This is a genomic window from Pseudomonas sp. 7SR1, from assembly GCF_900156465.1.
Taxonomy (GTDB): Bacteria; Pseudomonadota; Gammaproteobacteria; order Pseudomonadales; family Pseudomonadaceae; genus Aquipseudomonas.
This window is the reverse complement of the sequence record NZ_LT707064.1, coordinates 2,946,185-2,972,499: the sequence shown is the minus strand read 5'-3', so window position 1 is coordinate 2,972,499 and position 26,315 is coordinate 2,946,185. Positions and strand designations below refer to the sequence as shown.

25 protein-coding genes are annotated in these 26,315 nt (G+C 61.0%); 18 read left to right on the top strand and 7 right to left on the bottom strand.

Annotation, left to right across the window (positions count from 1 at the left end; all coding sequences use genetic code 11):
- The first annotated feature begins 150 nt into the window (after window positions 1–150).
- The gene (gene bfr / locus BW992_RS13435; RefSeq protein WP_072395031.1) at window positions 151–624 is read left to right on the top strand and encodes a bacterioferritin; all 474 of its coding nucleotides are present in this window, start codon (window positions 151–153) and stop codon (window positions 622–624) included.
- Between the two features lie 165 nt (window positions 625–789).
- Here the strand turns inward: bfr and grxD are convergent, their stop codons facing one another.
- The 3 genes from grxD to BW992_RS13420 form a co-directional block, all read right to left on the bottom strand.
- Entirely contained in the window at window positions 790–1,128 is a 339-nt protein-coding gene (grxD, locus tag BW992_RS13430; RefSeq protein ID WP_072395033.1) for a Grx4 family monothiol glutaredoxin, read from the bottom strand.
- 99 nt (window positions 1,129–1,227) lie between these two features.
- Entirely contained in the window at window positions 1,228–3,336 is a 2,109-nt protein-coding gene (locus BW992_RS13425; protein WP_072395035.1) for a molybdopterin oxidoreductase family protein, read from the bottom strand.
- Window positions 3,337–3,468: 132 nt separating this feature from the next.
- Window positions 3,469–3,756: a hypothetical protein gene (locus tag BW992_RS13420; protein ID WP_072395037.1), complete on the bottom strand. Its 288-nt coding sequence runs from the start codon at window positions 3,754–3,756 to the stop codon at window positions 3,469–3,471.
- A gap of 400 nt (window positions 3,757–4,156) precedes the next feature.
- Between BW992_RS13420 and argF the strand changes: the two genes are divergently transcribed.
- A complete protein-coding gene (argF, locus tag BW992_RS13415; RefSeq protein ID WP_072395039.1) occupies window positions 4,157–5,077 on the top strand; it encodes an ornithine carbamoyltransferase in 921 nt (306 codons plus the stop codon).
- Window positions 5,074–6,183, top strand: a complete 1,110-nt coding sequence (locus BW992_RS13410) for an ABC transporter ATP-binding protein (RefSeq protein ID WP_072431866.1) — start codon at window positions 5,074–5,076, stop codon at window positions 6,181–6,183. Before argF ends, BW992_RS13410 begins: the two co-directional genes overlap by 4 nt.
- Before the next feature lie 64 nt (window positions 6,184–6,247).
- On the opposite strand, the gene BW992_RS13405 is transcribed toward BW992_RS13410, so the two are convergent.
- Both BW992_RS13405 and ybaK read right to left on the bottom strand, forming a co-directional pair.
- Window positions 6,248–7,030, bottom strand: coding sequence for a PhzF family phenazine biosynthesis protein (locus BW992_RS13405; RefSeq protein ID WP_076406392.1), 783 nt, complete (start codon window positions 7,028–7,030; stop codon window positions 6,248–6,250).
- Between the two features lie 163 nt (window positions 7,031–7,193).
- On the bottom strand, window positions 7,194–7,664 hold the full coding sequence (gene ybaK, locus BW992_RS13400) for a Cys-tRNA(Pro) deacylase (RefSeq protein ID WP_072395045.1): 471 nt from the start codon (window positions 7,662–7,664) through the stop codon (window positions 7,194–7,196).
- Between the two features lie 320 nt (window positions 7,665–7,984).
- Here ybaK and BW992_RS13395 point away from each other — a divergent pair, with 320 nt between their 5' ends.
- From BW992_RS13395 to BW992_RS13335, 13 genes are all read left to right on the top strand, one after another.
- A complete protein-coding gene (locus BW992_RS13395; protein WP_072395047.1) occupies window positions 7,985–8,836 on the top strand; it encodes an MIP/aquaporin family protein in 852 nt (283 codons plus the stop codon).
- Window positions 8,837–8,906: 70 nt separating this feature from the next.
- Window positions 8,907–10,412 (top strand): glycerol kinase GlpK, encoded by a 1,506-nt coding sequence (glpK, locus tag BW992_RS13390; protein WP_072395049.1) that lies wholly within the window; start codon window positions 8,907–8,909, stop codon window positions 10,410–10,412.
- Window positions 10,413–10,495: 83 nt separating this feature from the next.
- A complete protein-coding gene (locus BW992_RS13385) occupies window positions 10,496–11,251 on the top strand; it encodes a DeoR/GlpR family transcriptional regulator (RefSeq protein WP_072395051.1) in 756 nt (251 codons plus the stop codon).
- 340 nt (window positions 11,252–11,591) lie between these two features.
- Window positions 11,592–13,130, top strand: a complete 1,539-nt coding sequence (gene glpD / locus BW992_RS13380; protein ID WP_072431894.1) for a glycerol-3-phosphate dehydrogenase — start codon at window positions 11,592–11,594, stop codon at window positions 13,128–13,130.
- 231 nt (window positions 13,131–13,361) lie between these two features.
- Window positions 13,362–13,664, top strand: coding sequence for a transposase (locus BW992_RS27520; protein ID WP_076405275.1), 303 nt, complete (start codon window positions 13,362–13,364; stop codon window positions 13,662–13,664).
- On the top strand, window positions 13,661–14,497 hold the full coding sequence (locus BW992_RS13370; protein ID WP_076405277.1) for an IS3 family transposase: 837 nt from the start codon (window positions 13,661–13,663) through the stop codon (window positions 14,495–14,497). Before BW992_RS27520 ends, BW992_RS13370 begins: the two co-directional genes overlap by 4 nt.
- Before the next feature lie 328 nt (window positions 14,498–14,825).
- Entirely contained in the window at window positions 14,826–15,740 is a 915-nt protein-coding gene (locus tag BW992_RS13365; protein ID WP_072395052.1) for a glutamate/aspartate ABC transporter substrate-binding protein, read from the top strand.
- 193 nt (window positions 15,741–15,933) lie between these two features.
- Window positions 15,934–16,680, top strand: a complete 747-nt coding sequence (locus BW992_RS13360; protein ID WP_072395054.1) for an amino acid ABC transporter permease — start codon at window positions 15,934–15,936, stop codon at window positions 16,678–16,680.
- Window positions 16,680–17,351, top strand: coding sequence for an amino acid ABC transporter permease (locus tag BW992_RS13355; protein ID WP_072395056.1), 672 nt, complete (start codon window positions 16,680–16,682; stop codon window positions 17,349–17,351). Before BW992_RS13360 ends, BW992_RS13355 begins: the two co-directional genes overlap by 1 nt.
- On the top strand, window positions 17,348–18,082 hold the full coding sequence (locus BW992_RS13350) for an amino acid ABC transporter ATP-binding protein (RefSeq protein WP_072395058.1): 735 nt from the start codon (window positions 17,348–17,350) through the stop codon (window positions 18,080–18,082). The genes BW992_RS13355 and BW992_RS13350 overlap by 4 nt, the downstream gene beginning before the upstream one ends.
- A gap of 161 nt (window positions 18,083–18,243) precedes the next feature.
- Window positions 18,244–20,145, top strand: a complete 1,902-nt coding sequence (locus BW992_RS13345) for a sensor histidine kinase (RefSeq protein WP_076406390.1) — start codon at window positions 18,244–18,246, stop codon at window positions 20,143–20,145.
- Window positions 20,146–20,189: 44 nt separating this feature from the next.
- A complete protein-coding gene (locus BW992_RS13340) occupies window positions 20,190–21,467 on the top strand; it encodes a sigma-54-dependent transcriptional regulator (RefSeq protein ID WP_231991131.1) in 1,278 nt (425 codons plus the stop codon).
- Between the two features lie 26 nt (window positions 21,468–21,493).
- The gene (locus tag BW992_RS13335; RefSeq protein ID WP_165887865.1) at window positions 21,494–21,823 is read left to right on the top strand and encodes a GlpM family protein; all 330 of its coding nucleotides are present in this window, start codon (window positions 21,494–21,496) and stop codon (window positions 21,821–21,823) included.
- 52 nt (window positions 21,824–21,875) lie between these two features.
- On the opposite strand, the gene BW992_RS13330 is transcribed toward BW992_RS13335, so the two are convergent.
- Window positions 21,876–22,490 carry an NAD(P)-dependent oxidoreductase gene (locus BW992_RS13330; protein WP_072431868.1) on the bottom strand — a complete coding sequence of 205 codons (615 nt, stop codon included), beginning with the start codon at window positions 22,488–22,490 and terminating at the stop codon, window positions 21,876–21,878.
- A gap of 94 nt (window positions 22,491–22,584) precedes the next feature.
- A complete protein-coding gene (locus BW992_RS13325; RefSeq protein ID WP_076406388.1) occupies window positions 22,585–23,463 on the bottom strand; it encodes an MBL fold metallo-hydrolase in 879 nt (292 codons plus the stop codon).
- A gap of 112 nt (window positions 23,464–23,575) precedes the next feature.
- Between BW992_RS13325 and BW992_RS13320 the strand changes: the two genes are divergently transcribed.
- The gene (locus BW992_RS13320; RefSeq protein WP_076406386.1) at window positions 23,576–24,481 is read left to right on the top strand and encodes a LysR family transcriptional regulator; all 906 of its coding nucleotides are present in this window, start codon (window positions 23,576–23,578) and stop codon (window positions 24,479–24,481) included.
- Between the two features lie 213 nt (window positions 24,482–24,694).
- A complete protein-coding gene (locus BW992_RS13315) occupies window positions 24,695–26,203 on the top strand; it encodes a sigma-54-dependent transcriptional regulator (protein ID WP_072395066.1) in 1,509 nt (502 codons plus the stop codon).
- The last annotated feature ends 112 nt before the right edge of the window (window positions 26,204–26,315 follow it).

Below are 26,315 nucleotides of genomic sequence, written 5' to 3'. Positions count from 1 at the left end.
TAAATCAAACGCTTAGCTTCCAGACGCGGAACACAAACATTCTTATTCCGATTAATTTTCATTTATTATTCAATAACTTAGGTTTGACACCCGGAAATGCGCGGCTCAAACTCTGCCTCATACACAGCTATTTTACAGGCAGGCCTCACCATGAAAGGCGACATTACAGTCATCCAGCATCTCAACAAGATCCTTGCCAATGAGCTGGTCGCAATCAATCAATACTTCCTGCACGCACGCATGTATGAAGATTGGGGCCTGAACAAGCTGGGCAAGCACGAGTACCACGAGTCCATCGACGAGATGAAACACGCGGACAAGCTGATCAAGCGCATCCTGTTCCTTGAAGGCCTGCCCAACGTCCAGGACCTGGGCAAGCTGCACATCGGCGAACACACCCGCGAAATGCTCGAATGCGACCTGCGTATCGAACGCACCGGGCATGCCGACCTGAAGGCCGCCATCGCCCACTGCGAAAGCGTTGGCGACTTCGGCAGCCGCGAACTGCTTGAAGACATTCTCGAGTCCGAGGAAGAGCATATCGACTGGCTGGAAACCCAGCTGGGCCTGATCGACAAAGTGGGCCTGGAGAATTACCTGCAATCGCAGATGGGCGACGAATAACCTCCGGCAAACGCGAACCAACAAAAAGCCCCGCCCTCTTGTGAGAGGCGGGGCTTTTTGTTGCCGGGATTTCAGGCAGTACCGACATCCACCCTGGAGGGAGCAGGCTCGCCCCACAAGGTTTGGCGCTTACCACAACCGGTGCGGTGAACCGACGCCCTTGGATCAGGCCTCGGTCTTCTTGGTCGCGTTGGCGACTGCTTCCTTGATGGTGCTCTGCAGGGAACCGTCAGCAGCCATTTCAACCATGATGTCACTGCCACCGATCAGCTCACCGGCAACCCACAGTTGTGGAAAGGTTGGCCAGTTGGCGTACTTGGGCAGGTTGGCGCGGATTTCCGGGTTCTGCAGGATGTCGACATAGGCAAACTTCTCGCCACATCCCATCACGGCCTGAGCAGCCTTGGCCGAGAAACCGCACTGTGGCGCATTCGGCGAGCCTTTCATGTAGAGCAGCACGGTGTTGTTGGCAATCTGTTCTTTGATGGTTTCGATGATATCCATGGAGCACCTCGGCTTAAACTTCGCGACTCAAGTCGTCGACACGGTGGCGCATTGTAACGGAAACCCGAGCAAGGTGCTCGGTCTACGCCAGAGACAAATTCACGCAGCCGCCACCTTCACAGGCACACCGTTGAGGGCCGCGTTGCCGGACAATTCATCGAGCTGGCACTCATCGGTCAGGTCATTGGCACTGGAGCCGGGTTGCCCACTGGCGATACTCATCTGCACCCCCGGCCGGGCGTGTCCCCAGCCATGGGGCAGGCTGACAACGCCTTTCATCATGTCGGAGCAACCCTGCACTTCAACTTCAATCACACCCACCCGCGAGCTGACCTTCACTCGCTGCCCATCATCCAGCCCACGACTGGCCAGGTCGTCGGGATGCATCAGCAAGTGATGACGCGACTTGCCTTTCACCAGCCGATGGAAATTATGCATCCAGGAATTGTTGCTGCGAACGTGTCGACGACCGATCATCAGCAATTCGTCTGGCTGAGGGGCCTGCATCGCGGCGAACCGCCCGATATCGGCGAGGATCACGGCGGGAGCAGCCTGTATCCGCTGGTTTTCGGTTTTCAATCGCGACGCCAGGTTGGGCTTGAGCGCACCGAGGTCAAGGCCGTGCGGATGGTCGAACAGGGTCGCCAGGGACAGTTTGTGTGACGAGGCATCTCCATAAGGCCCTGCCCGCAAACCGAAATCGATCATCTGCGCGGGCGGCATGGTGGGCTTGAGCTCCTTGCCGGTCCTGGCGGCGAAGGCCTTGGCCAGGCCGACAAAGATCTCCCAATCGTGCAGCGCCCCTTCCGGCTTGGGCAGGATGGCCCGGTTGAAACGGGTCACATTGCGCACCGCGAACAGGTTGAACGTGGTGTCATAGTGGTCATTTTCCAGCGCCGACGTCGAAGGCAGGATCAGGTCGGCGTAGCGGGTGGTTTCGTTGATGTACAGGTCCACGCTGACCATGAACTCCAGACCGTCCAGCGCCTGTTCCAGCTGTCGCCCGTTGGGCGTCGACAGCACCGGGTTGCCGGCCACCGTCACCAGGGCGCGAATCTGTCCTTCACCCTCGGTGAGCATTTCCTCGGCCAGGGTCGATACCGGCAACTCCCCGGCATACTCGGGACGCCCGGACACACGGCTTTGCCAGCGGTTGAAATGTCCACCCGAAGTGGTGGCGACCAGGTCCACCGCCGGTTCGGTGCACAAGGCGCCCCCCACTCGGTCCAGGTTACCGGTCACCAGGTTGATCACCTGGATCAGCCAGTGGCACAGCGTACCGAATGCCTGGGTCGAAACGCCCATCCGCCCGTAGCAGACAGCCGACGGGGCCGCGGCGAAGTCTCGGGCCAACTGACGGATCTGCGTTGCGGGCACCGCACACAGCGGGCTCATGGCCTCGGCCGTGAAGGCGGCCACAGCCTGGCGCACCTCTTGCAGCCCATCCACCGGCAAATGACTATCACGGGTCAGGCCTTCGCTGAACAGGGTATTGAGCATGCCGAACAACAGCGCGGCATCACCGCCTGGGCGCACGAAGAGGTGCTGGCTCGCGATGGCGGCCGTTTCGCTACGACGCGGATCGACCACCACCACTTTGCCGCCGCGGGCCTGGATCGCCTTGAGGCGTTTTTCCACGTCTGGCACGGTCATGATGCTGCCATTGGATGCCAGAGGATTGCCGCCCAGGATCAGCATGAAGTCGGTGTGATCGATGTCCGGGATCGGCAGCAGCAGGCCATGACCGTACATCAGGTGGCTGGTCAGGTGATGGGGCAACTGGTCCACGGAGGTCGCAGAGAAACGGCTGCGGGTCTTGAGCAGACCCAGGAAATAATTGCTGTGGGTCATCAGCCCGTAGTTGTGCACGCTGGGGTTGCCCTGATAGACCGCCACCGCATTCTGGCCGTGACGCGCCTGGATGTCCGCCAGGCGTTCGGCTACCAGCGCGAAGGCGTCTTCCCAGGCAATGGGCTGCCATTGACTGCCCACCCGCTGCATGGGTTGGCGCAGTCGGTCCGGATCGTTCTGGATATCCTGCAAGGCCACTGCCTTGGGGCAGATATGCCCCCGGCTGAAGCTGTCCAGCGAATCGCCCTTGATCGAGGTGATCGCCAGGCCCTGGCCTTCGGTTTCGGTGGTTTCCAGGGTCAAGCCACAGATGGCTTCACACAGATGGCACGCACGGTGATGAAGAGTCTTGGTCATGGCCAGTCTCTGTTTTATTCGTGGCGGGCACTTTTGGCCGCGGGAACAAAACTATGGCGCCTGGACCGTCACCGCGCCAGCGACGTTCGTCCTGTGAATTGCCGGGCATCAGGCTTGCCGATGAAGTTGGCGTCAGGGCTGCTCCACAGGAGGCGCCAGCAGCTGGATCTCCTCGACAGTCTCCACCTGTTCCTGGGCCATCGGCACGCCGGTCAGCTCGCCGATCAGACGCCAATGCTCGTCGAGCCCTCCGCTGATAGTGGCCATGCGATCGATCATGCGCCGTCCGGCGGCCTTGATGACTTCATCGTCGCTGCGCAACAACTCGAACGACATGGACGTCATCGAGGCGGTAAGGTGCGTCAGGGAGCGTGCCGTCAGCCCCAGCAATTCCATCAGTTGTTGCTCTTTCGAATCCATTTCGACGCTCCTGCCTCTAAGAGGTCTTTTATAACCCAGCCCCCTGCTTTAGGAAATGCTCACATCCGACAACTGACAGGCAGATCCTCAAACGCGAGCGCAAACCATCCACCAACGACCTTGCCCCCGCCCTGCTTGATTGCCAAGCCGTATACCGCCAGTGTACAAAGGGATCGCCGCTGTCAGGAAACCGGCCTCGAATCGCCTCCGTATTCGTACGCCGGCCTCGCTGAATTCCCCTTAAAACCAGGGCACTATTGGTAATACGCGACATTTAATGTCAATATCGCGCCTTCCCCTATTTTCGTCGCCCCGTGCGGCTTTTGCCGCAGGTCTCGCCCGTTTTTTCGTTAAACAAGGCTTTGAGCATCTGCGGTCAGTTACAAAAAGGTAGTCAATGATGAGCGCAAGGCACTTTCTCTCCCTGATGGACTTCACGACCGATGAGTTGCTCGGCGTGATCCGTCGAGGCGTGGAGCTCAAGGACCTGCGTAACCGCGGTGTACTGTTCGAGCCCTTGAAAAACCGCGTGCTGGGGATGATCTTCGAGAAGTCGTCGACCCGCACCCGCATTTCGTTCGAAGCCGGCATGATCCAGCTCGGCGGCCAGGCGATCTTCCTGTCGCCCCGCGACACCCAGCTGGGCCGCGGCGAGCCGATCAGCGACTGCGCCATCGTCATGTCCAGCATGCTCGATGTCGTGATGATCCGAACCTTTGCCCACAGCACCCTGACCGAGTTTGCGGCCCACTCCCGCGTACCGGTGATCAACGGCCTGTCCGACGACCTGCACCCCTGCCAGTTGCTGGCCGACATGCAGACGTTCCTCGAACACCGTGGCTCGATCCAGGGCAAGACCGTCGCCTGGGTCGGTGATGGCAACAACATGTGCAACAGCTATATAGAAGCGTCGATGCAACTCGACTTCCAGCTGCGCATTGCCTGTCCCGAAGGCTACGACCCTAACCCTGAACTGGTGGCCAGGGCCGGGGACCGTGTCACCATCGTCCGCGATCCGAAACTGGCAGTGCCCGGCGCGCACCTGGTGAGCACCGACGTCTGGACCTCCATGGGCCAGGAAGAAGAAACCGCCAAGCGACTCAAGGATTTCGCGCCGTTCCAGGTCACCCGGGCGCTGCTCGACCTGGCGACACCTGAAGTGCTGTTCATGCATTGCCTGCCCGCTCACCGCGGCGAGGAGATCAGCTTCGATGTCCTGGAAGACCCACGGGCGGTAGCGTGGGACCAGGCAGAGAACCGTCTCCATGCGCAGAAGGCCCTGCTGGAGTTTCTCGTCGAGCCGGCGTACCACCACGCATGAGCCATCCCCTGCTCCTGAACCTGCATGACCTGGCCTGTGGTTACCAGAACCAGCGGGTCGTGCAAAACCTCAACCTGCACCTCAATGCCGGCGATATCGGTTGCCTGCTCGGCTCCTCCGGGTGCGGCAAGACCACGACGCTGCGGGCCATAGCCGGTTTCGAACCGGTGCATGCAGGGGAGATCCAACTGGACGGGCAAATTATTTCCCGCGCCGGCTTCACCCTCGCCCCGGAAAAACGCCGCATCGGCATGGTGTTCCAGGATTACGCACTGTTCCCTCACCTGAGCGTGGCCGAGAACATTGCCTTCGGCATTCGCAAGCATCCGGACAAGGAACGCGTGGTCGAAGAACTCCTGGAACTGGTCAACCTGAAGAACCTGGGCAAGCGCTTGCCCCATGAGCTCTCCGGCGGCCAGCAACAACGCGTGGCGCTGGCCCGTGCGTTGGCCCCGGAGCCACAACTGTTGTTGCTCGACGAACCTTTCTCCAATCTCGACGGCGAGCTGCGACGCAAGCTCAGTCATGAGGTGCGCGACATCCTCAAGGCCCGCGGTACCAGCGCGATCCTGGTCACACACGACCAGGAAGAAGCCTTTGCCGTGAGCGACCATGTCGGTGTATTCAAGGAAGGTCGACTCGAGCAGTGGGATACGCCCTACAACCTCTATCACGAACCGCTGACGCCGTTCGTTGCCAGTTTCATCGGCCAGGGTTATTTCATTCGTGGCCAACTCGACAGCCCGGAATCGGTCCAGACCGAACTGGGGGTGCTGCGCGGCAATCGAGCCTACACCTGGCCCATCGGCTGCGCAGTGGACGTACTGCTGCGGCCGGACGATATCGTCTACTCCCCCGATAGCCCGCTCACCGCCACGATCGTCGGCAAGACATTCCAGGGGGCTTCAACCCTGTATCGCCTCCAACTGCCGACGGGAGCACAGCTGGAATCGATCTTCCCGAGCCACGCCGACCATCAGGTCGGCGCCAGTGTCGGCATCCGGGTGTCGGCTGAACACCTGGTGCTGTTCCAGGCTTCCGGCAGCACGGCGGCGCATATCCCGCCAGTGGAAAGCGGCGTGCGCCGATACAGCAGCGCCAACTGATGTTCAAGTGTTCGCCTTTGAGGCGAGGGAAAATGCCCCCTCGCCTCAAGCGCATGGAAAGTGGTCAGCCCAGCATCAGGGTCCCGCTGGCTACCAGCGTCGCATTGCCACCGATCTTCACGCGATCGCCCTCCAGCCTGCAGAACAGCGCCCCGCCCCGTGCCGAGCACTGGTAAGCCGTCAGCCCTAGCTTGCCCAGACGCTTGGACCAGTATGGAATCAGGCTGCAATGGGTCGAGCCGGTCACCGGGTCTTCGTTGATGCCAATGGCAGGCGCGAAGTAACGTGAGACGAAGTCATGCCGGCTGCCGGGTGCGGTCACGATGGCGCCGGGCCACGGCAATTTCGCCAGGGCCGCCATGTCCGGCTTGCAGTCGAGTACCGCCTGTTCCGACTCCAGCACCACGAACAGCTCATTGAAGCCCAGCACATCCACCGCCTCGACGCCCAGGGCGCTCTGGACCGCCAGGGATGCTCCTACTTCCCCAGGCATGGTGGCAGGGAAATCCAGCCACAGCCGATCCCCTTCGCGAGTGACGCTCAAAGGCCCGGATTTGCAGATAAAGTCCAGCCTCTCCACCGTTTCGTGATAGATCTCGAACAACACGTAGGCACTGGCCAAGGTGGCGTGCCCACATAAGGGCACTTCAGTGGTGGGGGTAAACCAACGGATATGCCAACGCTGGCCTTCGCGTACCAGAAAAGCCGTCTCGGCCAGGTTGTGTTCCGAGGCGATCTTCTGCATCAAGTCATCGGCAAGCCAGGCGTCAAGTCGGTAGACCATCGCCGGGTTACCGCCAAACGGCCGGTCACTGAACGCATCGACTTGATGAAACGCGAGCTGCATGGCACTTCTCCTTGTTATTGATGCACCAGCATGAAGGCTGAGGACACCGGTTATCCAGTGACAGATCGGCGGATTTTTCACCCGACAGAACAGGACCGACGATCCAGGTCCCATCGTGCCGGACGCGCTGCCCCACTTCGCGAGAAGGCAGAAAACGGCTCTTTCAAGCCCGCCCGATCTGCGCGAACTTCGCCCCGGTGTGTTCGGCCAATACCGAAGGCGCCAGTTCCACTTCCAGGCCACGCCGTCCCGCGCTGACAAAGATGCTGGCGAAGGGCTGGGCGGAACTGTCGATGAACGTCCGCAGGCGTTTTTTCTGCCCCAAGGGGCTGATACCTCCGAGCAGGTAACCAGTGGAGCGTTGCGCGGCCGCCGGATCGGCCATCTCGACTTTCTTCACACCCGCGGCATGAGCCAGCGCCTTCAGGTCCAGGCTACCGGCTACAGGCACCACGGCCACCAACAGCTCACCTTTTTCGCTCGCCGCCAATAACGTCTTGAACACTTGCGCCGGATCGAGTTCCAGTTTTTCTGCAGCTTCCAGACCGTACGAGGCGGCCTTGGGATCATGTTCGTAACTGTGGATACGATGATCGGCGCGCACCTTTTTCAGCAGATCCAATGCGGGGGTCATGACCGCTCCTGACGAGAAATCAAAAAAGAGTGAACGGGATTCTAAGTGATCGGCATCCAAAAGGCTTCGGGGCACGGCACCACGCTATAGGAGAGATATCGGCACCATGGTCATTCACATCATTGATAGTTGAAAAGTGACTGCTGGTTCATTTTCGACCTTTGACAGTAGCGTTTCTTGTCTATATTTTTTCGAAACTGAAAGACATATCGTGTGTCTACAAGCAACACCCCGAGCCCAGGATGGGGATCCTGCCTCGGTGAAAAACGCGCGATCGAAGCCTTACCGAATGCGCGGACAACAACAAAACCGAGGTTTGCATGACAGTCGATCTACAACAGCCGTCCCTTTCCAGCCAGTGCCTGGCCGAATTCCTCGGAACCGCCCTGCTGATCTTTTTTGGAACCGGTTGTGTTGCAGCGCTCAAGGTCGCGGGTGCCAGTTTCGGCCTGTGGGAAATCAGCATCATCTGGGGCGTCGGTGTCAGCATGGCGATCTACCTCAGCGCGGGTGTTTCCGGCGCGCACCTGAACCCCGCCGTCAGCATCGCCCTGTGCATCTTCACCGACTTCGAAAAACGCAGATTGCCCTTCTATATTGTTTGCCAGGTCGCCGGCGCCTTTTGCGGCGCGCTCCTGGTCTACCTGCTGTACAGCAACCTGTTCTTCGATTTCGAACAATCCCGCCACATGATTCGCGGCACCCAGACCAGCCTCGAACTGGCCTCGGTGTTTTCCACCTACCCGCACCCGGCGCTGTCCACCGGCCAGGCCTTCCTGGTGGAAACGATCATCACCGCCATCCTGATGGGGGTGATCATGTCCCTGACGGACGACAACAACGGTCTGCCTCGCGGCCCGTTGGCACCACTGCTGATCGGCCTGCTGATCGCAGTGATCGGCAGCTCGATGGGCCCGTTGACCGGCTTCGCGATGAACCCGGCACGGGACTTCGGCCCCAAGCTGATGACTTTCTTCGCCGGCTGGGGTGAAATTTCCCTTACCGGTGGACGTGATATCCCGTACTTCCTGATTCCGATTTTTGCACCCATTGTCGGTGCATGCCTGGGCGCCGCGGCTTATCGAGGGCTGATTGCCCGACATCTGCCCAGCGCCACCCATGCTACAAAGGACGCCACACCGGCCATTGACGGCAAGGCCAGAACCTCTTGAAACAGTGGGTGCGCATCGCATGCTGTGCACCGTGGGCTTTATCCCTCATTTACGTCCCAAGGCAATCGACATGACCGATATCCAGAACAAGAACTACATCATTGCCCTCGATCAGGGTACGACCAGCTCCCGAGCGATCATCTTCGACCGCGACGCCAATGTGGTCGGCACCGCCCAGCGCGAATTCGTCCAGCACTACCCGCAGCCCGGCTGGGTCGAACACGACCCGATGGAGATCTTCGCCACCCAGAGCGCCGTCATGGTCGAAGCCCTGGCCCAGGCCGGCCTGCACCATGACCAGGTGGCCGCCATCGGCATCACCAACCAGCGTGAAACCACGGTGGTCTGGGACAAGACCACCGGCCGCCCGATCTACAACGCCATCGTCTGGCAGTGCCGGCGCAGCACCGAAATCTGCCAGCAGCTCAAGCGCGACGGCCATGAGCAATACATCAGCGACACCACCGGCTTGGTCACCGACCCGTATTTCTCCGGCACCAAGCTCAAGTGGATCCTGGACAATGTCGAAGGCAGCCGCGAGCGCGCGCGCAACGGTGAACTGCTGTTCGGCACCGTAGACAGCTGGCTGATCTGGAAATTTACCGGCGGCAAGGTGCATGTCACCGACTACACCAACGCCTCGCGCACCCTGCTGTTCAACATCCACTCGCTGGAGTGGGACGCGAAGATGCTCGACATCCTGGACATCCCCCGGGAAATGCTGCCGGAAGTAAAGCCCTCGTCGCAGATCTATGGCCGCACCAAGAGCGGCATCGCCATCGGCGGCATCGCCGGTGACCAGCAGGCCGCCCTTTTCGGCCAGATGTGCGTGGAACCGGGCCAGGCCAAGAACACCTACGGTACCGGCTGCTTCCTGCTGATGAACACCGGCGACAAGGCCGTCAAGTCCAGCCACGGCATGCTCACCACCATCGCCTGCGGTCCCCGCGGCGAAGTGGCCTATGCCCTGGAAGGCGCGGTGTTCAACGGCGGCTCCACCGTGCAGTGGCTGCGCGATGAGCTGAAGATCATCAATGACGCCCTCGATACCGAATACTTCGCCAACAAGGTCAAGGACAGCAACGGCGTGTACCTCGTGCCGGCCTTCACCGGCCTGGGCGCTCCCTATTGGGACCCCTACGCCCGTGGTGCACTGTTCGGCCTGACCCGTGGCGTGCGGGTCGACCACATCATTCGCGCAACACTGGAGTCGATCGCCTACCAGACCCGCGATGTGCTCGACGCCATGCAACAGGACGCCGGCGAACGTCTCAAAGCGCTGCGCGTGGATGGCGGCGCGGTGGCGAACAACTTCCTGATGCAATTTCAGGCGGACATCCTGGGAACCCGGGTAGAACGTCCGAAAATGCGCGAAACCACCGCCCTGGGCGCTGCCTACCTGGCCGGCCTGGCCTGCGGTTTCTGGGGCAGCCTGGAAGAACTGCGCGGCAAAGCGATGATCGAGCGCGAATTCGAACCGCAACTGGACGAACAAGCCAAGGAAAAACTCTACGCAGGCTGGAAAAAAGCGGTCAGCCGCACCCGCGATTGGGAGCCCCACGAAGACGCCGAATAAGCCCCTGAGGGTCTGAAACTGGCCGGGAGTGGATTCCTGCGGCATCATGGGCAAATTTTGTATGGCAGCCCAAAGGAAGCCCCATGAATCTGCCTCCCCGTCAGCAGCAAATCCTCGAACTGGTCCGCGAGCGCGGCTATGTCAGTATCGAGGAAATGGCGCAGTTATTCGTCGTGACTCCGCAGACCATCCGCCGCGACATTAATCAACTGGCGGAAATGAATCTGCTGCGCCGCTACCACGGCGGCGCGGCCTACGACTCAAGCGTGGAAAACACCGCCTACGCCATGCGCGCCGATCAGATGCGCGACGAGAAGCAACGTATCGCCGAAGCCATCGCCGCCCAGATCCCCGATCACGCCTCGCTGTTCATCAACATCGGCACCACCACTGAATCCATCGCCCGGGCGCTGCTCAATCACAACCATCTCAAGGTCATCACCAACAACCTTCACGTGGCCTCGATCCTCAGCGCCAAGGACGACTTCGAAGTCCTGATCGCCGGCGGCAACGTACGCCGTGACGGTGGCGTGGTGGGCCAGGCCAGCGTCGACTTCATCAACCAGTTCAAGGTGGACTTCGCCCTGGTGGGCATCAGCGGTATCGACGAAGACGGCAGCCTGCTGGATTTCGACTACCAGGAAGTGCGCGTCTCCCAGGCGATCATCGCCAACGCCCGGCAGGTGCTGCTGGCGGCGGACTCCAGCAAGTTCGGGCGCAACGCCATGGTTCGCCTGGGCCCCATCAGCCTGATCGATTGCCTGGTGACCGACCAGCAACCCGTGCCGGCCCTGGCGCAATTGCTGAGCCAGCACAAGATTCGGCTGGAAGTGGTCTGACGCCCTCTCGGTACCCTGTGGCGACAGGATTCTGTGGCGAGGGGATTCATCCCCGCCGGGTTGCGCAGCAATCCCAATACAGTCACTCAATTTGCCTGGTATACCGAGTCGCGCAAATCCAGGGTTGCTGCGCAACCCAACGGGGATGAATCCCTTCGCCACAAATACCTCCTGCCTGCGTCAAGCAATCTTCGTGTTCGAAAATTTTCCTTTCAGCTTCCTTTGATCAGTATTTTCAATCGAAGTTGGCTGGCTGTTGCTGTCTTTATGGGCTAGTATTTTTCGCAAATGAACATTAATGTTCGATTTCAAATATTCAAAAAGACCCCGAGGCCAGCCGATGCCCACTTCTACCTTGCCTACGCCCCCTCTCGCCGAAGTTTATGACATCGCCGTCATCGGTGGCGGCATCAATGGCGTGGGGATCGCCGCGGATGCTGCCGGTCGCGGTCTTTCGGTGTTCCTTTGCGAAAAGGACGACCTGGCCAGCCACACTTCGTCGGCCAGCAGCAAACTGATCCATGGCGGCCTGCGCTATCTCGAACATTACGAGTTCCGCCTGGTGCGTGAAGCGCTGGCCGAGCGCGAAGTGTTGCTGACCAAGGCTCCGCACATCGTCAAGCAGATGCGCTTCGTGTTGCCCCATCGCCCGCACCTGCGTCCGGCGTGGATGATCCGCGCCGGCCTGTTCCTCTATGACCACCTGGGCAAGCGCGAGCAGCTCGCCGGCTCCAGGAGCCTGAAGTTCGGCGCCGACAGCGCGTTGAAAAGCGAAATCACCAAGGGCTTCGAATATTCCGATTGCTGGGTCGATGACGCGCGGCTGGTGGTGCTCAATGCCATGGCCGCCCGGGAAAAAGGCGCCCACATCCATACACGCACCCGTTGCGTGAACGCTCGTCGCAGCAAGGGGCTGTGGCACTTGAACCTGGAACGTGCCGACGGCAGCCTGTTCTCGATCCGTTCCAAGGCACTGGTGAATGCCGCCGGCCCGTGGGTCGCCAAGTTCATCCGCGACGACCTGAAAATGGAATCGCCCTATGGCATCCGGCTGATCCAGGGTAGCCATGTCATCGTGCCAAAACTCTACGAAGGCGAACATGCGCACATTCTTCAGAACGAAGACCAACGAATCGTGTTCACCATTCCCTATCTGAACCAATTCACCCTGATCGGCACCACCGACCGCGAATACACCGGCGACCCGGCCAAGGTAGCGATTACCGACGGCGAAACCGATTACCTGTTGAATGTGGTCAACGCCCACTTCAAGAAGCAGATCAGCCGCAGCGATATCCTGCACAGCTATTCCGGCGTACGCCCGTTATGCAACGACGAGTCGGACAACCCCTCGGCAGTCACCCGGGACTACACCCTGGCGCTGTCCGGCGGCGGCGAAGACGCCCCGCTGCTGTCGGTATTCGGTGGCAAGCTGACCACCTACCGCAAACTGGCCGAATCGGCCATGGCGCAGCTGGCGCCGTATTTCACCCAGATGCGCCCGAGCTGGACGGCCGTCGACCCGCTGCCCGGTGGCGAAAACATGACCACGCCACAAGCATTGTGCTCTTCGATCCGCGACAAGTTCGACTGGGTACCGACCGAGCTCGCCCGCCGTTGGGCCACCACGTATGGCAGCCGTACCTGGCGCATGCTCGAAGGCGTGCACAGCCTGGCAGACCTGGGCGAACACATCGGTGGCGGCCTCTACACCCGGGAAGTCGACTACCTGTGCAGCGATGAATGGGCCGTCAGCGCCCAGGACATCCTGTGGCGCCGCAGCAAACTGGGCTTGTTTACCAGCGCGGCCGAACAGCAAAAGCTTCAACAGTACCTGGACGAGGTCGAACACAACCGCCGCAAGATAGAAGCGGCCTGACGAATATTGCGCGCAACCTAAAGCCCCTGAATCCAGCGATTCAGGGGCTTTTTGCTATCCGGCATCCACCGATGCCCCCCTGTGGGAGCGAGCTTGCTCGCGATGAGACCAGCACATTCAACACCCTGGGGAGATTGACACACCGCTATCGCGAGCAAGTTGAACTGGCCTAATGATTTTGGACACTTCAATCGGGCGCTATGATGGCGCTCAAATCTGAGGTGTTTGGCTATGCGTAAATCTTATTCCAGGGAATTCAAGCTCAAGGCTGCCAGCTTGGTGCTGGACGAGGGCCAGTCGGTCCCAGAGGTCTGTGCCAGTTTGGATATTGGCCCAACGGCCTTGCGCCGTTGGGTCGATCAGGTGCGTCAAGAACGCTTGGGCTCAACCCCGCAAGGGGCCAAGGCGATTACCGCCGATCAGCGAGAGATTCAGCAGCTCAAAGCGTTGCTCAGGCAAAAAGACCTGGACATTGAAATCCTAAAAAAGGCCAGTGCTCTCCTGCTTTTGGACTCCAAAGATCATTCTCGTTGATCGATGAGCTGGACGAGCAGTACGGCGTTAACAATTGCTGTCGGGCGTTTGGAGTCAACCGCAGCAGCTTTTACGCTTGGCGGCAGCGCCAAGGCAAGGTGAAGCCTGAGCGGGAGAAACTTAAAGCCGTGCTGGTCGAGCATCACAAGGAATCCAGAGCATCCGCGGGGGCTCGCACCCTTTCCAAGGAGCTGCAAGCAAAGGGGCATCGTGTCGGGCGACATATGGCTCGCAGTTTGATGCGTGAAGCCGGTGTTGCGAGTCGGCAGCGTCGACGGCACAAGTACAAATCTTCCGGTGTGGAAGCCCTGGTGACGCCGCACCTGCTCAAACGCAAGTTTGATGTCACGGCGATCAACCAGGTGTGGTGTGGCGATGTGACGTACATCAAGGTCGGCAATCGGTGGCTGTATTTTGCGGCTGTTCTGGATTTGTACGCTCGCCGGATCGTGGGCTGGTCTTTCTCGTTGATTTCTGACGCCGCGCTGACTTGCGAGGCACTGCGGATGGCGGTCGAGTTGCGAGGCCGCCCAAAGGGAGTGCTGTTTCATTCTGATCAAGGCTGCCAGTACACCAGCCATAAATTCAGGAATGAAATAAATAGGCACGGGCTTGTGCACAGCATGAGTCGTAAAGGTGAATGCTGGGACAACGCCCCAATGGAGCGTTTTTTTGGAAGCTTGAAGTCGGAGTGGGTGCCAGAGAATGGTTACAACTCGGAGCACGAAGCTCGTGTGGATATACAACGTTATGTGATGCGTTACAACAACGTCAGGCTCCATAGCTACAACGACTACCGGTCGCCGGTAGCTATGGAGAAACTGGCGGCGTGAAACCTTAACTGGTGTCCAGAATTACTTGACCAGTTCAAGTTCGCTCCCACAATAGCTCGGGACAGGTTCAAGGCATTCGGTTTTCCGAACGCGACCCGACAGTCAATTCGGCTAACCGGATAAACAAGCTATACAAAATGCGAAACAAAACATTAATTTCATTACAAAACAACAAGTTAGCTATACATCACTGGCCTGGCACGAGTCATGCTCTACACTCGTGGAGACGATTGTCCGGGTGCCAGCACAACAGGAGCTACCGGACATCAGAGGTACTCAGGGCCGACGTACCGGCCGAAATAAAAAAAACAATGTCGAGGAAACATCGATGCGTATCGTTCCCCATCTCCTGGGCGCAGCCATTGCTGCCGCTCTGATCAGCACTCCAGTCTTCGCGGCCGAACTGACCGGCACGCTGAAAAAGATCAAAGAGTCCGGCGTCATCACGCTCGGGCATCGCGACGCTTCCATTCCGTTTTCCTACATCGCGGACGCTTCCGGTAAACCGGTCGGCTACTCCCACGACATCCAGTTGAAAGTCGTCGAGGCGCTGAAAAAAGACCTGGACATGCCGAACCTGCAGGTCAAGTACAACCTGGTCACCTCCCAGACCCGTATCCCGCTGGTGCAGAACGGCACCGTGGACCTGGAGTGCGGCTCCACCACCAACAACGTGGAACGCCAGCAGCAGGTTGATTTCTCCGTCGGCATCTTCGAGATCGGCACTCGCCTGCTCTCCAAGAAAGATTCCAAGTACAAGGATTTCGACGATCTCAAAGGCAAGAACGTCGTGACCACCGCCGGCACCACCTCCGAGCGCCTGCTCAAGGCGATGAACGCCGACAAGCAGATGGGCATGAACGTCATCTCCGCCAAGGACCACGGCGAGTCCTTCCAGATGCTGGAATCGGGCCGTGCCGTTGCGTTCATGATGGACGACGCCCTGCTGGCCGGCGAAGCCGCCAAGGCCAAGAAGGCCAGCGACTGGGAAGTGACCGGTACCCCACAGTCGTATGAAATCTATGGCTGCATGATGCGCAAGGGCGACGCGCCGTTCAAAAAGGCCGTGGATGACGCCATCGTGGCCACCTACAAGTCGGGCGAAATCAACAAGATCTACGACAAATGGTTCACCCAGCCCATCCCGCCAAAGAACCTGAACCTGAACTTCCCGATGAGCGACGAGCTCAAGGCATTGATCGCCAATCCGACCGACAAGGCGGCTGACGACAAGAAGTCCTGATTTTCTGACTAACCTTATCTCCTGAAGGGGCCCGGCCCTTTCAGGGGATGGTCACTCCCTGCTGGCAATTTTCAGGAAACACTCGAACCGGTGCTATCGAGCCGAACGCGTGTGCCCGGCCGTCAAGGCTGGACGGGAACGGAGCTTCCCCAGGCGGGCATTTGTACATCGAACGATCTGAGGGGAGACCCTGATGAATTACAACTGGGACTGGGGCGTGTTCTTCAAGTCCACCGGCGTGGGCAGCGAGATCTATCTCGACTGGTACGTGGCCGGCCTGGGCTGGACCATTGCCATCGCCGTCGCGGCCTGGATCATTGCCCTGCTGCTGGGCTCGATCCTCGGCGTGATGCGCACCGTGCCGAACCGGCTGGTGTCGGGTATCGCCACTTGCTACGTGGAGCTCTTCCGAAACGTACCACTGCTGGTTCAGCTGTTTATCTGGTATTTCCTGATACCCGACCTGCTGCCCGAGAACCTGCAGGAATGGTACAAGCAGGACCTGAACCCGACCACCTCGGCCTACCTGAGCGTCGTCGTGTGCCTGGGCCTGTTCACCGCCGCCCGGGTTTGCGAACAGGTGCGCACCGGTATCCAGGCACTGCCGCGGGGCCAGGAATCCGCCGCCCGGGCCATGGGCTTCAAGCTGCCGCAGATCTACTGGAACGTGCTGCTGCCCCAGGCCTACCGGATCATCATTCCGCCGCTTACCTCGGAATTCCTCAACGTCTTCAAGAACTCCTCCGTGGCCTCGCTGATCGGCCTCATGGAGTTGCTGGCGCAGACCAAGCAGACCGCCGAGTTCTCCGCCAACCTGTTCGAAGCGTTCACCCTGGCGACGCTGATCTACTTCACCCTGAACATGAGCCTGATGCTGCTCATGCGCATGGTCGAGAAGAAAGTGGCAGTGCCCGGCCTGATCTCCGTAGGGGGTAAATGATGGAATTCGATTTCACGGGCATCGTCCCGGCCATTCCCGGCTTGTGGAACGGCATGGTGATGACGCTCAAGCTGATGGCCCTGGGCGTGGTCGGCGGGATCGTTCTGGGAACGATCCTGGCCCTCATGCGCCTGTCCCACAACAAGCTGGTCTCCAACATCGCCGGCACCTACGTCAACTATTTCCGCTCGATCCCGCTGCTGCTGGTGATCACCTGGTTCTACCTGGCGGTGCCATTCGTGCTGCGCTGGATCACCGGCGAGGACACCCCGATCGGTGCGTTCGGCTCCTGCGTCGTGGCGTTCATGATGTTCGAGGCGGCGTATTTCTGCGAAATCGTGCGGGCCGGCGTGCAGTCGATCCCCAAGGGCCAGATGGGCGCGGCACAGGCACTGGGCATGAATTATGGCCAGACCATGCGCCTGATCATCCTGCCCCAGGCGTTTCGCAAGATGACCCCGCTGCTGCTGCAGCAGAGCATCATCCTGTTTCAGGACACCTCGCTGGTCTACACGGTCGGCCTGGTGGACTTCCTCAATGCTTCGCGGGCCAGTGGCGACATCATCGGCCGCTCCAATGAGTTCCTGATCATCGCAGGTCTCGTGTACTTCACAATCAGCTTTGCCGCCTCGCTGCTGGTCAAGCGTCTGCAAAAAAGGTTCGCCGTATGATCTCTATCAAGAACATCAACAAGTGGTATGGGGACTTCCAGGTACTGACCAATTGCAGCACCGAGGTCAGCAAGGGTGAGGTCGTGGTGGTGTGCGGTCCGTCGGGCTCGGGCAAATCCACGCTGATCAAGTGCGTGAATGCCCTGGAGCCGTTCCAGAAAGGCGACATCGTGGTCGACGGCACGTCCATCGCCGATCCGAAGACCAACCTGCCGAAACTGCGTTCGCGGGTGGGCATGGTGTTCCAGCACTTCGAGCTGTTCCCGCACCTGACCATCACCGAAAACCTGACCATCGCGCAGATCAAGGTGCTGGGTCGCAGCAAGGAAGAAGCCACCAAGAAAGGCCTGCAGTTGCTTGAACGGGTCGGCCTCTCCGCCCATGCCCACAAGCATCCGGGCCAGCTTTCCGGCGGCCAGCAACAGCGCGTGGCCATTGCCCGGGCGCTGGCGATGGACCCGGTGGTGATGCTGTTCGACGAACCGACCTCGGCCCTCGACCCGGAAATGGTCAACGAAGTGCTCGATGTGATGGTGCAACTGGCCCACGAAGGCATGACCATGATGTGCGTGACCCACGAAATGGGCTTCGCCCGCAAAGTGGCGAACCGGGTGATCTTCATGGACCAGGGCCAGATCATCGAAGATTGCGCGAAGGAAGAATTCTTCGGCGACATCAGCGCCCGCTCTGAACGTGCGCAGCATTTCCTCGAGAAGATCCTGCAGCACTAAACAACACCACTCTCCCCTGTGGGAGCGAGCTTGCTCGCGATAGCAGACTGTCAGTCAACATTATTGTCGGCCGGTAAACAGTCATCGCGAGCAAGCTCGCTCTCACAAGGATCCAGTGTTGGCTTGTAGATTTGTGTTGTGGTTGACCCAAGGCTTCTGTGATGAAATGCGACCCCACCCTTTATCGCGCCGCGCCGCCATCACTCGCCGTGAAACCTCGCCTGATCCGCCACCTGTTGCTGCCACCGCTGATCATCGCCCTGACGATCGGCCTGGGTTATCTCGGTTTCTGGATCAGCGAGCACTACGGCATCCGTGGCCTGGCCGAGAACGGCGAGCGCCAGCTGGAGCTGCATGCCCGCGCAGTAGAGAGCGAGATCAGCAAGTACACCTACCTGCCCAGCCTGCTGGAGCTTGAATCCAGCGTCTCGCAACTGCTCGACGACCCGACACCCGAGCATCGCAAGACCGTCAACGAATACCTCGAAGGCCTGAACCGACGCAGCCGCAGCCGGGCCATCTACGTCATGGACACCACCGGTCGGGTCATGGCCACCAGCAACTGGCGCGATGTCGACAGTTACCTGGGCGAAGACCTGTCTTTCCGGGCCTATTTCCAGAACGCCGTGCGTGGTCAACCGGGCCGCTTCTATGGCATCGGCAGTACGAACGGCGAGCCCGGCTATTACCTGGCCCATGGCCTGGAGCAACAAGGCAAGATCATCGGCGTCGCCGTGGTCAAGGTGCGCCTCGAAGCCCTCGAAGAACGCTGGCAACGGGCCCGCCTGGAGGCGTTCGTCAGTGACGAGAATGGCGTCATCATTCTCTCCAGCGATCCGGCACGACGGCTCAAGTCGGTACGACCGCTGAGCGACGAAACCAAGGAACGCCTGGCCCGCAGCCTTCAATACTACTGGTTCCCGCTGAACGAACTGGTGCCCCTGGACCGGGAGCGGCTAACCGAAGACATGGAAAAACTGACCTTCCCCGCCAACACCCAGGTGGCGACCGACAAACAAGCCATCAGCTACCTCTCCCAGACCCGCCCCCTGAGCGATACACCGTGGAATTTCACCTTGTTGACGCCGCTTGAGGACCTGCGCCGACAGGCCGTCAACCAAGGCATCCTGGTAGCGGTGGCGTTCGCCCTGGTGGCGTTCCTGCTGATCGCCTGGAACGAGCGACGCAAGGTCATCGCCACCCGCCTCGCCGCCCGCGAGGCCCTGCAGGAAGCCAACAACCAGCTCGAACGGCGGATTACCGAACGCACCAGCGACCTGCGGGCCAGCAATGAACGCCTCAAGAACCAGATCCGCGAACGCCGCCAGGCCGAAGAGACCCTGCGTCGTGCCCAGGATGAACTGGTCCAGGCGGGAAAACTGGCGGCTATCGGCCAGATGTCCACCAGCATCGCCCACGAACTCAACCAGCCACTGGCAGCCCTGCGCACCCTGTCCGGCAATACCGTGCGCTTCCTGGAGCGTGGCCAGCTGGATATCGCCAATGCCAATCTCAAGACCATCAATGAACTGATCGACCGCATGGGCCGGATCACCGCCAGCCTGCGCTCCTTCGCCCGACGTGGGGACGACCAGGGCCGGGCCAGCCTCGGCAAGGCCGTCGAGGCCGCCTTGCAACTGCTGGGCGCCCGCCTTGAGAACCTGAACGTGAAGGTGCAGGCCGATTTCGATAACGTGCAGGTACAGATCGACCAGACACGCCTGGAGCAGATCCTCGGGAACCTGGTGGGCAATGCCCTGGATGCCATGCAGGCGCAGGCCGAGCCTCGGCTGTGGCTTGAAGGCGAAGCCCTGGAGGGCAAGTATCGCCTGCGGGTGCGGGACAATGGCCACGGCATCGATCCGCAGGCACGCAAGCATCTGTTCGAACCTTTCTTCACCACCAAACCCGGCGAGCAGGGCCTTGGCCTGGGCCTGACCCTCTCGGCGAGCCTGGCCGCCGCTGCGGGCGGTCACCTGGAAGTCGAGCACCCCGATGACGGTGGCACCACCTTCGTCCTCAGTTTACCGTTGGTAAGCCTTTCACCTGCCGAGCCGCTATGAACAACGACCTGAGCGTACTGATCGTCGAGGACGATCCCCATGTCCTGCTGGGCTGCCAGCAGGCCCTGGCCCTGGAAGACATTCCCTGCATCGGCGTGGGCAGCGCCGAAGAGGCCCTGGAGCGGGTCGGCGATGATTTTGCCGGCATCGTCATCAGTGACATCCGCCTGCCGGGCATCGATGGACTGGAACTGCTGACCCGTCTCAAGGCGCGGGACCGCAGCCTGCCGGTGGTACTGATTACCGGCCATGGCGACATCTCCATGGCGGTGGGCGCCATGCAGAAAGGCGCCTACGACTTCATGGAGAAACCCTTCTCCCCCGAACGCCTGGTGGATGTCGCCCGCCGCGCCCTGGAGCAGCGCAGCCTGGCCCGGGAGGTCTCCTCCCTGCGCCGGCAATTGGCCGAACGCGACTCCCTGGAAGGTCGGATCATCGGCCGCTCCCCGGCCATGCAGCACTTGCGGGAGCTGATCGCCAACGTTGCCGACACCTCGGCCAACGTCCTGATCGAAGGCGAAACCGGCACCGGCAAGGAACTGGTCGCCCGTTGCCTGCATGATTTCAGCCGCCGCCACGACAAACAGTTCGTTGCGCTGAATTGCGGGGGCCTGCCGGAAAACCTGTTCGAAAGCGAGATTTTCGGCCACGAGGCCAACGCGTTCACCGGGGCCGGCAAGCGTCGGATCGGCAAGATCGAGCACGCCGACGGCGGCACACTGTTTCTCGATGAAGTGGAGAGCATGCCCCTGCCCTTGCAGATCAAGCTGCTGCGGGTATTGCAGGAGCGCACCCTGGAACGCCTGGGATCGAACCAGAGCGTGGCCGTGGATTGCCGGGTGATCGCCGCCACCAAGTCCGACCTGGATGAAATGGGGCGCGCCGGGCAGTTTCGCAGCGACCTGTATTACCGTCTCAACGTGGTGACCCTTGAACTGCCCCCCCTGCGGGAACGACGTGAAGACATCCTCCAGTTGTTCGAACATTTCCTCCAGCAGTCGTCCCTGCGCTTCGACCGTACGCCGCCGGAGCTGGATAACCAGACCCTGTCGAACCTGATGAGCCACGACTGGCCGGGCAATGTGCGAGAACTGCGTAACGTCGCCGAGCGCTTCGCCCTGGGCCTGCCGGCCTTCAAGAAACCCGGAGCCAGTGGCGGCCAGGGGCTGGCCTTCGCCGAAGCGGTGGAAGCCTTCGAGCGCAACCTGCTGGCGGACGCCCTGCAACGCAGCGGTGGCAACCTGACCCAGGCCAGCCAGGAGCTGGGCATGGCCAAGACCACGCTGTTCGACAAAGTCAAGAAATACGGCCTGAGCCATTAACCTGGGGTGATGAAACGGTGGACCTGATTTTCAAGGCGGCGCTGGGTGCGGCGGTGGTGGTCATCCTGGCGATGCTCGCCAAGACCAGGAACTATTACATCGCCGGGCTGGTGCCGTTGTTCCCCACCTTTGCCCTCATCGCTCACTACATTGTCGGCAAGGGTCGCTCGGTGGACGACCTGAAGACCACCATCGTGTTCGGCATGTGGTCGGTCATTCCGTACCTGGTATACCTGGGCACGCTGTATGTGATGGTCGATCGCATGCGCCTGGAAGCTTCGCTGGCCGTGGCGACAGTGGCCTGGCTGATGGCCGCGACGCTACTGGTCAGCGTCTGGGTGAGGGTTCACGCCTGAACAGCCGGGTGTGGGAGCGGTCTCGCTCCCACCGGGGGCACGAGGCGCCGGATCAGTAGCCGACGGTAAAGCGGGCGCGCGGGAACTGCGGGCTTTCCACTTCATCGATCATGGCGATGGCGTAATCGGCGAAGCTGATCCAGCTGCGCCCGGACTCATCGAACAGCAAGTGATCCTCGCCGATACGGAACCGGCCGGTACGCTCGGTTTCGACGAACTCCGCAGAAGGCGAAAGGAAGGTCCAGTCCAGGTCTTGTTCATTGCGCAGCACGTCGAGAAATAACGCGCCGGCCGTGGCTTCGGCAAGGTATTGCTCCGGGAAGCCATCGCTGTCGATCACCCGGCTGTTATCCGGCAGCAGCAACGAACCGGCCCCGCCCACCACCAGCAAGCGCTTGACTCCAGCCGCCTTCACCGGCGCAATGACCTTGTCGGCCGGCACGGTGGCGAAGTGGGCGGCGCTGATCACCACATCATGCCCTGTCACCGCGGCGGTCAACGCCTCGCTATCGAGCACGTCCAGTTGTTTGCTGGTCACTCCGGCCCGCTGGCCGATCTTTGTCGTGTTGCGGGCAATGGCCGTGACGCTGTGACCACGACGCAGCGCTTCTTCCAACAGCTGGCTGCCCGCACGCCCGGTGGCGCCGATGATTGCGATCTTGCTCATGATGTTCTCCAGTGATTCGCGATGTTGAATACCTGCTCTTGCGGCGAGAGGGTTATGCTCTCGACACGACGGTGCTCCGATCACAGATCGGGATTCACCACTTCATTTCTCCCTTGGCGACCTTGGCACTGAGATCCAGGGAGCTGGCTTCGCCCAGCTCCGGATAACGCTGCTTCATGGCGGCGACCAGCGCGGTGGAGTCCTTGGCCCGGACGGTTTCCTCGTCGAAGGCCTTGATGTAACCGGCGGTGAATGCCACCGGCGCCAGGGAACGGACGCTTTCGCCCAGGTAATGGCCCGGGATCACGGTGTTCGGCTGCAGTTTTTCAATGCCTGCGAGCGTCGCCAGCCAGTCCTGGTGGGACTGCGGCGTCTGGGTGTCCGCCATCCAGACGTGAATGTTCTCGGCCACCACCACACCGCCGACCACGGCCTTGATCGAGGGGATCCACACGAAGCTGCGGTCCGGCTGCGGGCCCTCCAGGCCAACGATCTGCAGACGCTTGCCTTCCAGGCTCAGGCTGTGGCCCTTGAGTACCTGGGGCACGATGGCCTTGGCCGGTGCGTCGGCCTTCAGGATCGGCCCCCAATACTTCAGCTTGCCCTCGACGGTCTGCCGGATGTGCTCGACGGTCGGCGCGGAGGCCAGCACCTTGGCCTCAGGGAACGCGGCGGTCAGGGTTTGCAGACCAAAATAGTAGTCTGGATCGCCGTGGCTGATGTAGATGGTGGTCAGTCGCTTGCCGCTGGCGCGGATTTTTTCCACCACCTGGGCCGCCTGGGACTGGCCGAACTGGGCGTCCACCAGGATGGCCTCCTTCTCGCCGCTGACCAGCACCGAGGTCACGGGAAAGATCGCCGCCGTGCCGGGGTTGTAGACATCGAGCGTCAGGTCGGCCGCCCAGGCGTGGGCGGCGAATGCCATCGATGCGCCTACCAGGAACAGGCGTTTGAATGGGGTGAATGCGGTCATGGATGCTCCAGTGTCCAAAAGCCCGGAAGGGAATGAGACGGAGCTTAGTGACGTGATTGATTTCAAAAAATGCGATGATCGAACATAGTTTGTTTCTGAAATCGGGCAAATCATGGATCGTCTACAAGCAATGCGGGTGTTCGTCACGGTGGTGGACCTGGGCAGCCAGTCGGCAGCGGCGGATCACCTGGAGCTGTCGCGCCCGGTGGTGTCGCGCTACCTGGCGGAACTGGAGGACTGGGTGGGTGCCCGCTTGATGCACCGCACCACCCGCAAGCTCAGCCTGACGGCCGCGGGGACGGAGATCCTGCCGCGCTGTCGGCAGATGCTGGAACTCTCTGGCGACATGCAAGCGGCGGTCAGCACACCCGACGACGTGCCCCGGGGCATGCTGCGCATCAGCGCCAGCCCCTCGTTCGGCCAGGCCCAACTGGCCGGGGCCCTGGTCGAATACGTCAAGCGATACCCTGGCGTGAAAGTCGACCTGCAATTGCTCGATCGCACCGTGAACCTGGTGGACGAGCGTATCGACCTGGCCATCCGCATGAGCAACGACCTGGACCCGAACCTGATCGCCCGGCGCCTCACGGTCTGTCGCTCGGTGATCTGCGCCTCGCCCGCCTACCTGCGCGACCACCCGGCACCGCAGCGGGTCGAAGACTTGAGCGGGCACAACTGCCTGACCCACTCCTATGTGGGCAAGAGCCTCTGGCATTTCGAGCAGGACGGCGAGCAGGTTTCGGTACCGGTGCAAGGCAACATCTGCACCAACGAAGCCAGCACGCTGCTGCGGGTCACCATGGCAGGCGCCGGCGTGGCCATGCTGCCCAGCTACCAGGCCGGCACTCATATCCGCAGCGGCGAGCTGATCCGCCTGCTGCCTCACGCCGAACCTCGTCAGATGGCCATGTATGCGGTGTATGCCTCACGCAAGCACATGCCGTCGGCGCTGCGCAGCCTGGTGGATTTCCTGGTACTGAAGTTTCCCGAGGATCCAGAGTGGGATATGGGGTTGTAACCATCATCCGCGGGAGCCTTTGTGGGGGAGCGAGCTTGCTCGCGATGGCGGCGTGTCAGCCACCCCTTTGTTAACTGGCTGACAGCCATCGCGAGCAAGCTCGCTCCCAGAGGGAATCGCTGTACAGCTTCAAGCCTCGCACCAGGATTTCACCAATAGCCCGCCCCAAGGCATACTTGCCACCCTTCGTCGTCCAGAACCCGAAACCGCCCCATGCGCATCCACGTCAGCTTCATCGACCGCGTCGGCATCACCCAGGAAGTCCTGGCGTTGCTCGGTGGGCGCAATCTCAATCTGGATGCGGTAGAGATGGTGCCGCCCAACGTCTACATCGATGCGCCGACCCTCAGCCCGCAAGTGCTGGATGAATTGCGCGAGGCGCTGTTTGCCGTGCGGGGCGTGCAGTCGGTCACCGTGGTGGATATCCTGCCCGGCCAGCGCCGGCACCTGCAGCTCGACGCCCTGCTGGCCGCCATGACCGACCCGGTGCTGGCACTGGACAGCGCCGGCAATGTATTGCTGGCCAACCCGGCATTGATCGCCCTGTACGGACGTGACCCCACCGGCAAGAGCGTGGCCGGGCTGTTCGGCGATGAAGCGCTGCTGGGCGCCCTGTTGGAAAACGGGTTCCGCCTGCCACTGCGGGAAGTCACCCTCAACGGCCAGACGCTGCTGCTGGACGCCACGCCCATCACCGACGCGGGGGCGCTGCTGACGCTGTATCAGCCCAATCGCATCGGTGAACGCCTGTCGGCGCTGCACCACGACCATGCCGAAGGCTTCGATGCGCTGCTGGGCGAATCCCCGGCGATCCGGACCCTCAAGGCCCGGGCCCAGCGGGTGGCGGCCCTGGATGCACCGCTGCTGATCCAGGGCGAAACCGGTACCGGCAAAGAGCTGGTGGCCCGGGCCTGCCACGCCATCAGTGCCCGCCACAGCGCGCCGTTCCTGGCCTTGAACTGCGCCGCCCTGCCGGAAAACCTGGCTGAAAGCGAACTGTTCGGCTATGCCCCCGGCGCCTTCACCGGTGCGCAACGGGGCGGCAAGCCCGGGCTGATGGAATTGGCGAACCAGGGCACGGTATTCCTGGATGAAATCGGCGAAATGTCACCGTACCTGCAAGCCAAGTTGCTGCGATTCCTGAACGACGGCAGCTTCCGCCGGGTCGGGGGCGACCGGGAAATCAAGGTCAACGTACGCATCCTCAGCGCCACCCATCGCAACCTGGAGAAGATGGTCAGCGAAGGCTCGTTCCGCGAAGACCTGTTCTATCGCCTGAACGTGCTCAACGTCGAAGTCCCGCCCCTGCGCGAACGTGGCCAGGACATCCTGCTGCTGGCGCGCTATTTCATGCAGCAGGCCTGTGCGCAGATCCAGCGTCCGGTCTGTCGCCTGGCTCCGGGGACGTACCCGGCGCTGCTGGGCAACCGCTGGCCGGGCAACGTCCGGCAACTGCAGAACGTGATTTTCCGCGCCGCGGCTATCTGCGAAAGCAGCCTGGTGGACATCGGCGACCTGGACATCGCCGGCACCTCCGTCGCGCGTCAGGGCGACGTGGAAGTCGAAAGTCTGGAACAGGCCGTGGAAACCTTCGAAAAACAGTTGCTCGAAAGCCTCTACGTCAACTACCCCTCCACCCGCCAACTCGCCAGCCGCTTGCAAACCTCCCATACCGCGATTGCCCATCGGTTGCGCAAGTACGGGATTTCCAACAAGCCGTAGACCCTGGGGGAGCGAGCTTGCTCGCGATGGGGACTGCCAGTCACTGCTGTGCAAACCGATCCGCCGCTATCGCGAGCAAGCTCGCTTCCACAAGGTGACGGCCCCCCGAGAA

What these genes read in the sequence shown, in the direction of transcription:
- BW992_RS13420 (WP_072395037.1), bottom strand. Translation starts at nt 3,756, where the DNA reads ATGGATTCGAAAGAGCAACAACTGATGGAATTGCTGGGGCTGACGGCA.
- BW992_RS13425 (WP_072395035.1), bottom strand. Translation starts at nt 3,336, where the DNA reads ATGACCAAGACTCTTCATCACCGTGCGTGCCATCTGTGTGAAGCCATC.
- bfr (WP_072395031.1), top strand. Translation starts at nt 151, where the DNA reads ATGAAAGGCGACATTACAGTCATCCAGCATCTCAACAAGATCCTTGCC.
- grxD (WP_072395033.1), bottom strand. Translation starts at nt 1,128, where the DNA reads ATGGATATCATCGAAACCATCAAAGAACAGATTGCCAACAACACCGTG.
- BW992_RS13385 (WP_072395051.1), top strand. Translation starts at nt 10,496, where the DNA reads ATGAATCTGCCTCCCCGTCAGCAGCAAATCCTCGAACTGGTCCGCGAG.
- BW992_RS13315 (WP_072395066.1), top strand. Translation starts at nt 24,695, where the DNA reads ATGCGCATCCACGTCAGCTTCATCGACCGCGTCGGCATCACCCAGGAA.
- glpK (WP_072395049.1), top strand. Translation starts at nt 8,907, where the DNA reads ATGACCGATATCCAGAACAAGAACTACATCATTGCCCTCGATCAGGGT.
- BW992_RS13365 (WP_072395052.1), top strand. Translation starts at nt 14,826, where the DNA reads ATGCGTATCGTTCCCCATCTCCTGGGCGCAGCCATTGCTGCCGCTCTG.
- BW992_RS13320 (WP_076406386.1), top strand. Translation starts at nt 23,576, where the DNA reads ATGGATCGTCTACAAGCAATGCGGGTGTTCGTCACGGTGGTGGACCTG.
- BW992_RS13395 (WP_072395047.1), top strand. Translation starts at nt 7,985, where the DNA reads ATGACAGTCGATCTACAACAGCCGTCCCTTTCCAGCCAGTGCCTGGCC.
- ybaK (WP_072395045.1), bottom strand. Translation starts at nt 7,664, where the DNA reads ATGACCCCCGCATTGGATCTGCTGAAAAAGGTGCGCGCCGATCATCGT.
- BW992_RS13345 (WP_076406390.1), top strand. Translation starts at nt 18,244, where the DNA reads ATGAAATGCGACCCCACCCTTTATCGCGCCGCGCCGCCATCACTCGCC.
- BW992_RS13355 (WP_072395056.1), top strand. Translation starts at nt 16,680, where the DNA reads ATGGAATTCGATTTCACGGGCATCGTCCCGGCCATTCCCGGCTTGTGG.
- BW992_RS13330 (WP_072431868.1), bottom strand. Translation starts at nt 22,490, where the DNA reads ATGAGCAAGATCGCAATCATCGGCGCCACCGGGCGTGCGGGCAGCCAG.
- BW992_RS13410 (WP_072431866.1), top strand. Translation starts at nt 5,074, where the DNA reads ATGAGCCATCCCCTGCTCCTGAACCTGCATGACCTGGCCTGTGGTTAC.
- BW992_RS13325 (WP_076406388.1), bottom strand. Translation starts at nt 23,463, where the DNA reads ATGACCGCATTCACCCCATTCAAACGCCTGTTCCTGGTAGGCGCATCG.
- argF (WP_072395039.1), top strand. Translation starts at nt 4,157, where the DNA reads ATGAGCGCAAGGCACTTTCTCTCCCTGATGGACTTCACGACCGATGAG.
- BW992_RS13360 (WP_072395054.1), top strand. Translation starts at nt 15,934, where the DNA reads ATGAATTACAACTGGGACTGGGGCGTGTTCTTCAAGTCCACCGGCGTG.
- BW992_RS13405 (WP_076406392.1), bottom strand. Translation starts at nt 7,030, where the DNA reads ATGCAGCTCGCGTTTCATCAAGTCGATGCGTTCAGTGACCGGCCGTTT.
- BW992_RS27520 (WP_076405275.1), top strand. Translation starts at nt 13,362, where the DNA reads ATGCGTAAATCTTATTCCAGGGAATTCAAGCTCAAGGCTGCCAGCTTG.
- glpD (WP_072431894.1), top strand. Translation starts at nt 11,592, where the DNA reads ATGCCCACTTCTACCTTGCCTACGCCCCCTCTCGCCGAAGTTTATGAC.
- BW992_RS13350 (WP_072395058.1), top strand. Translation starts at nt 17,348, where the DNA reads ATGATCTCTATCAAGAACATCAACAAGTGGTATGGGGACTTCCAGGTA.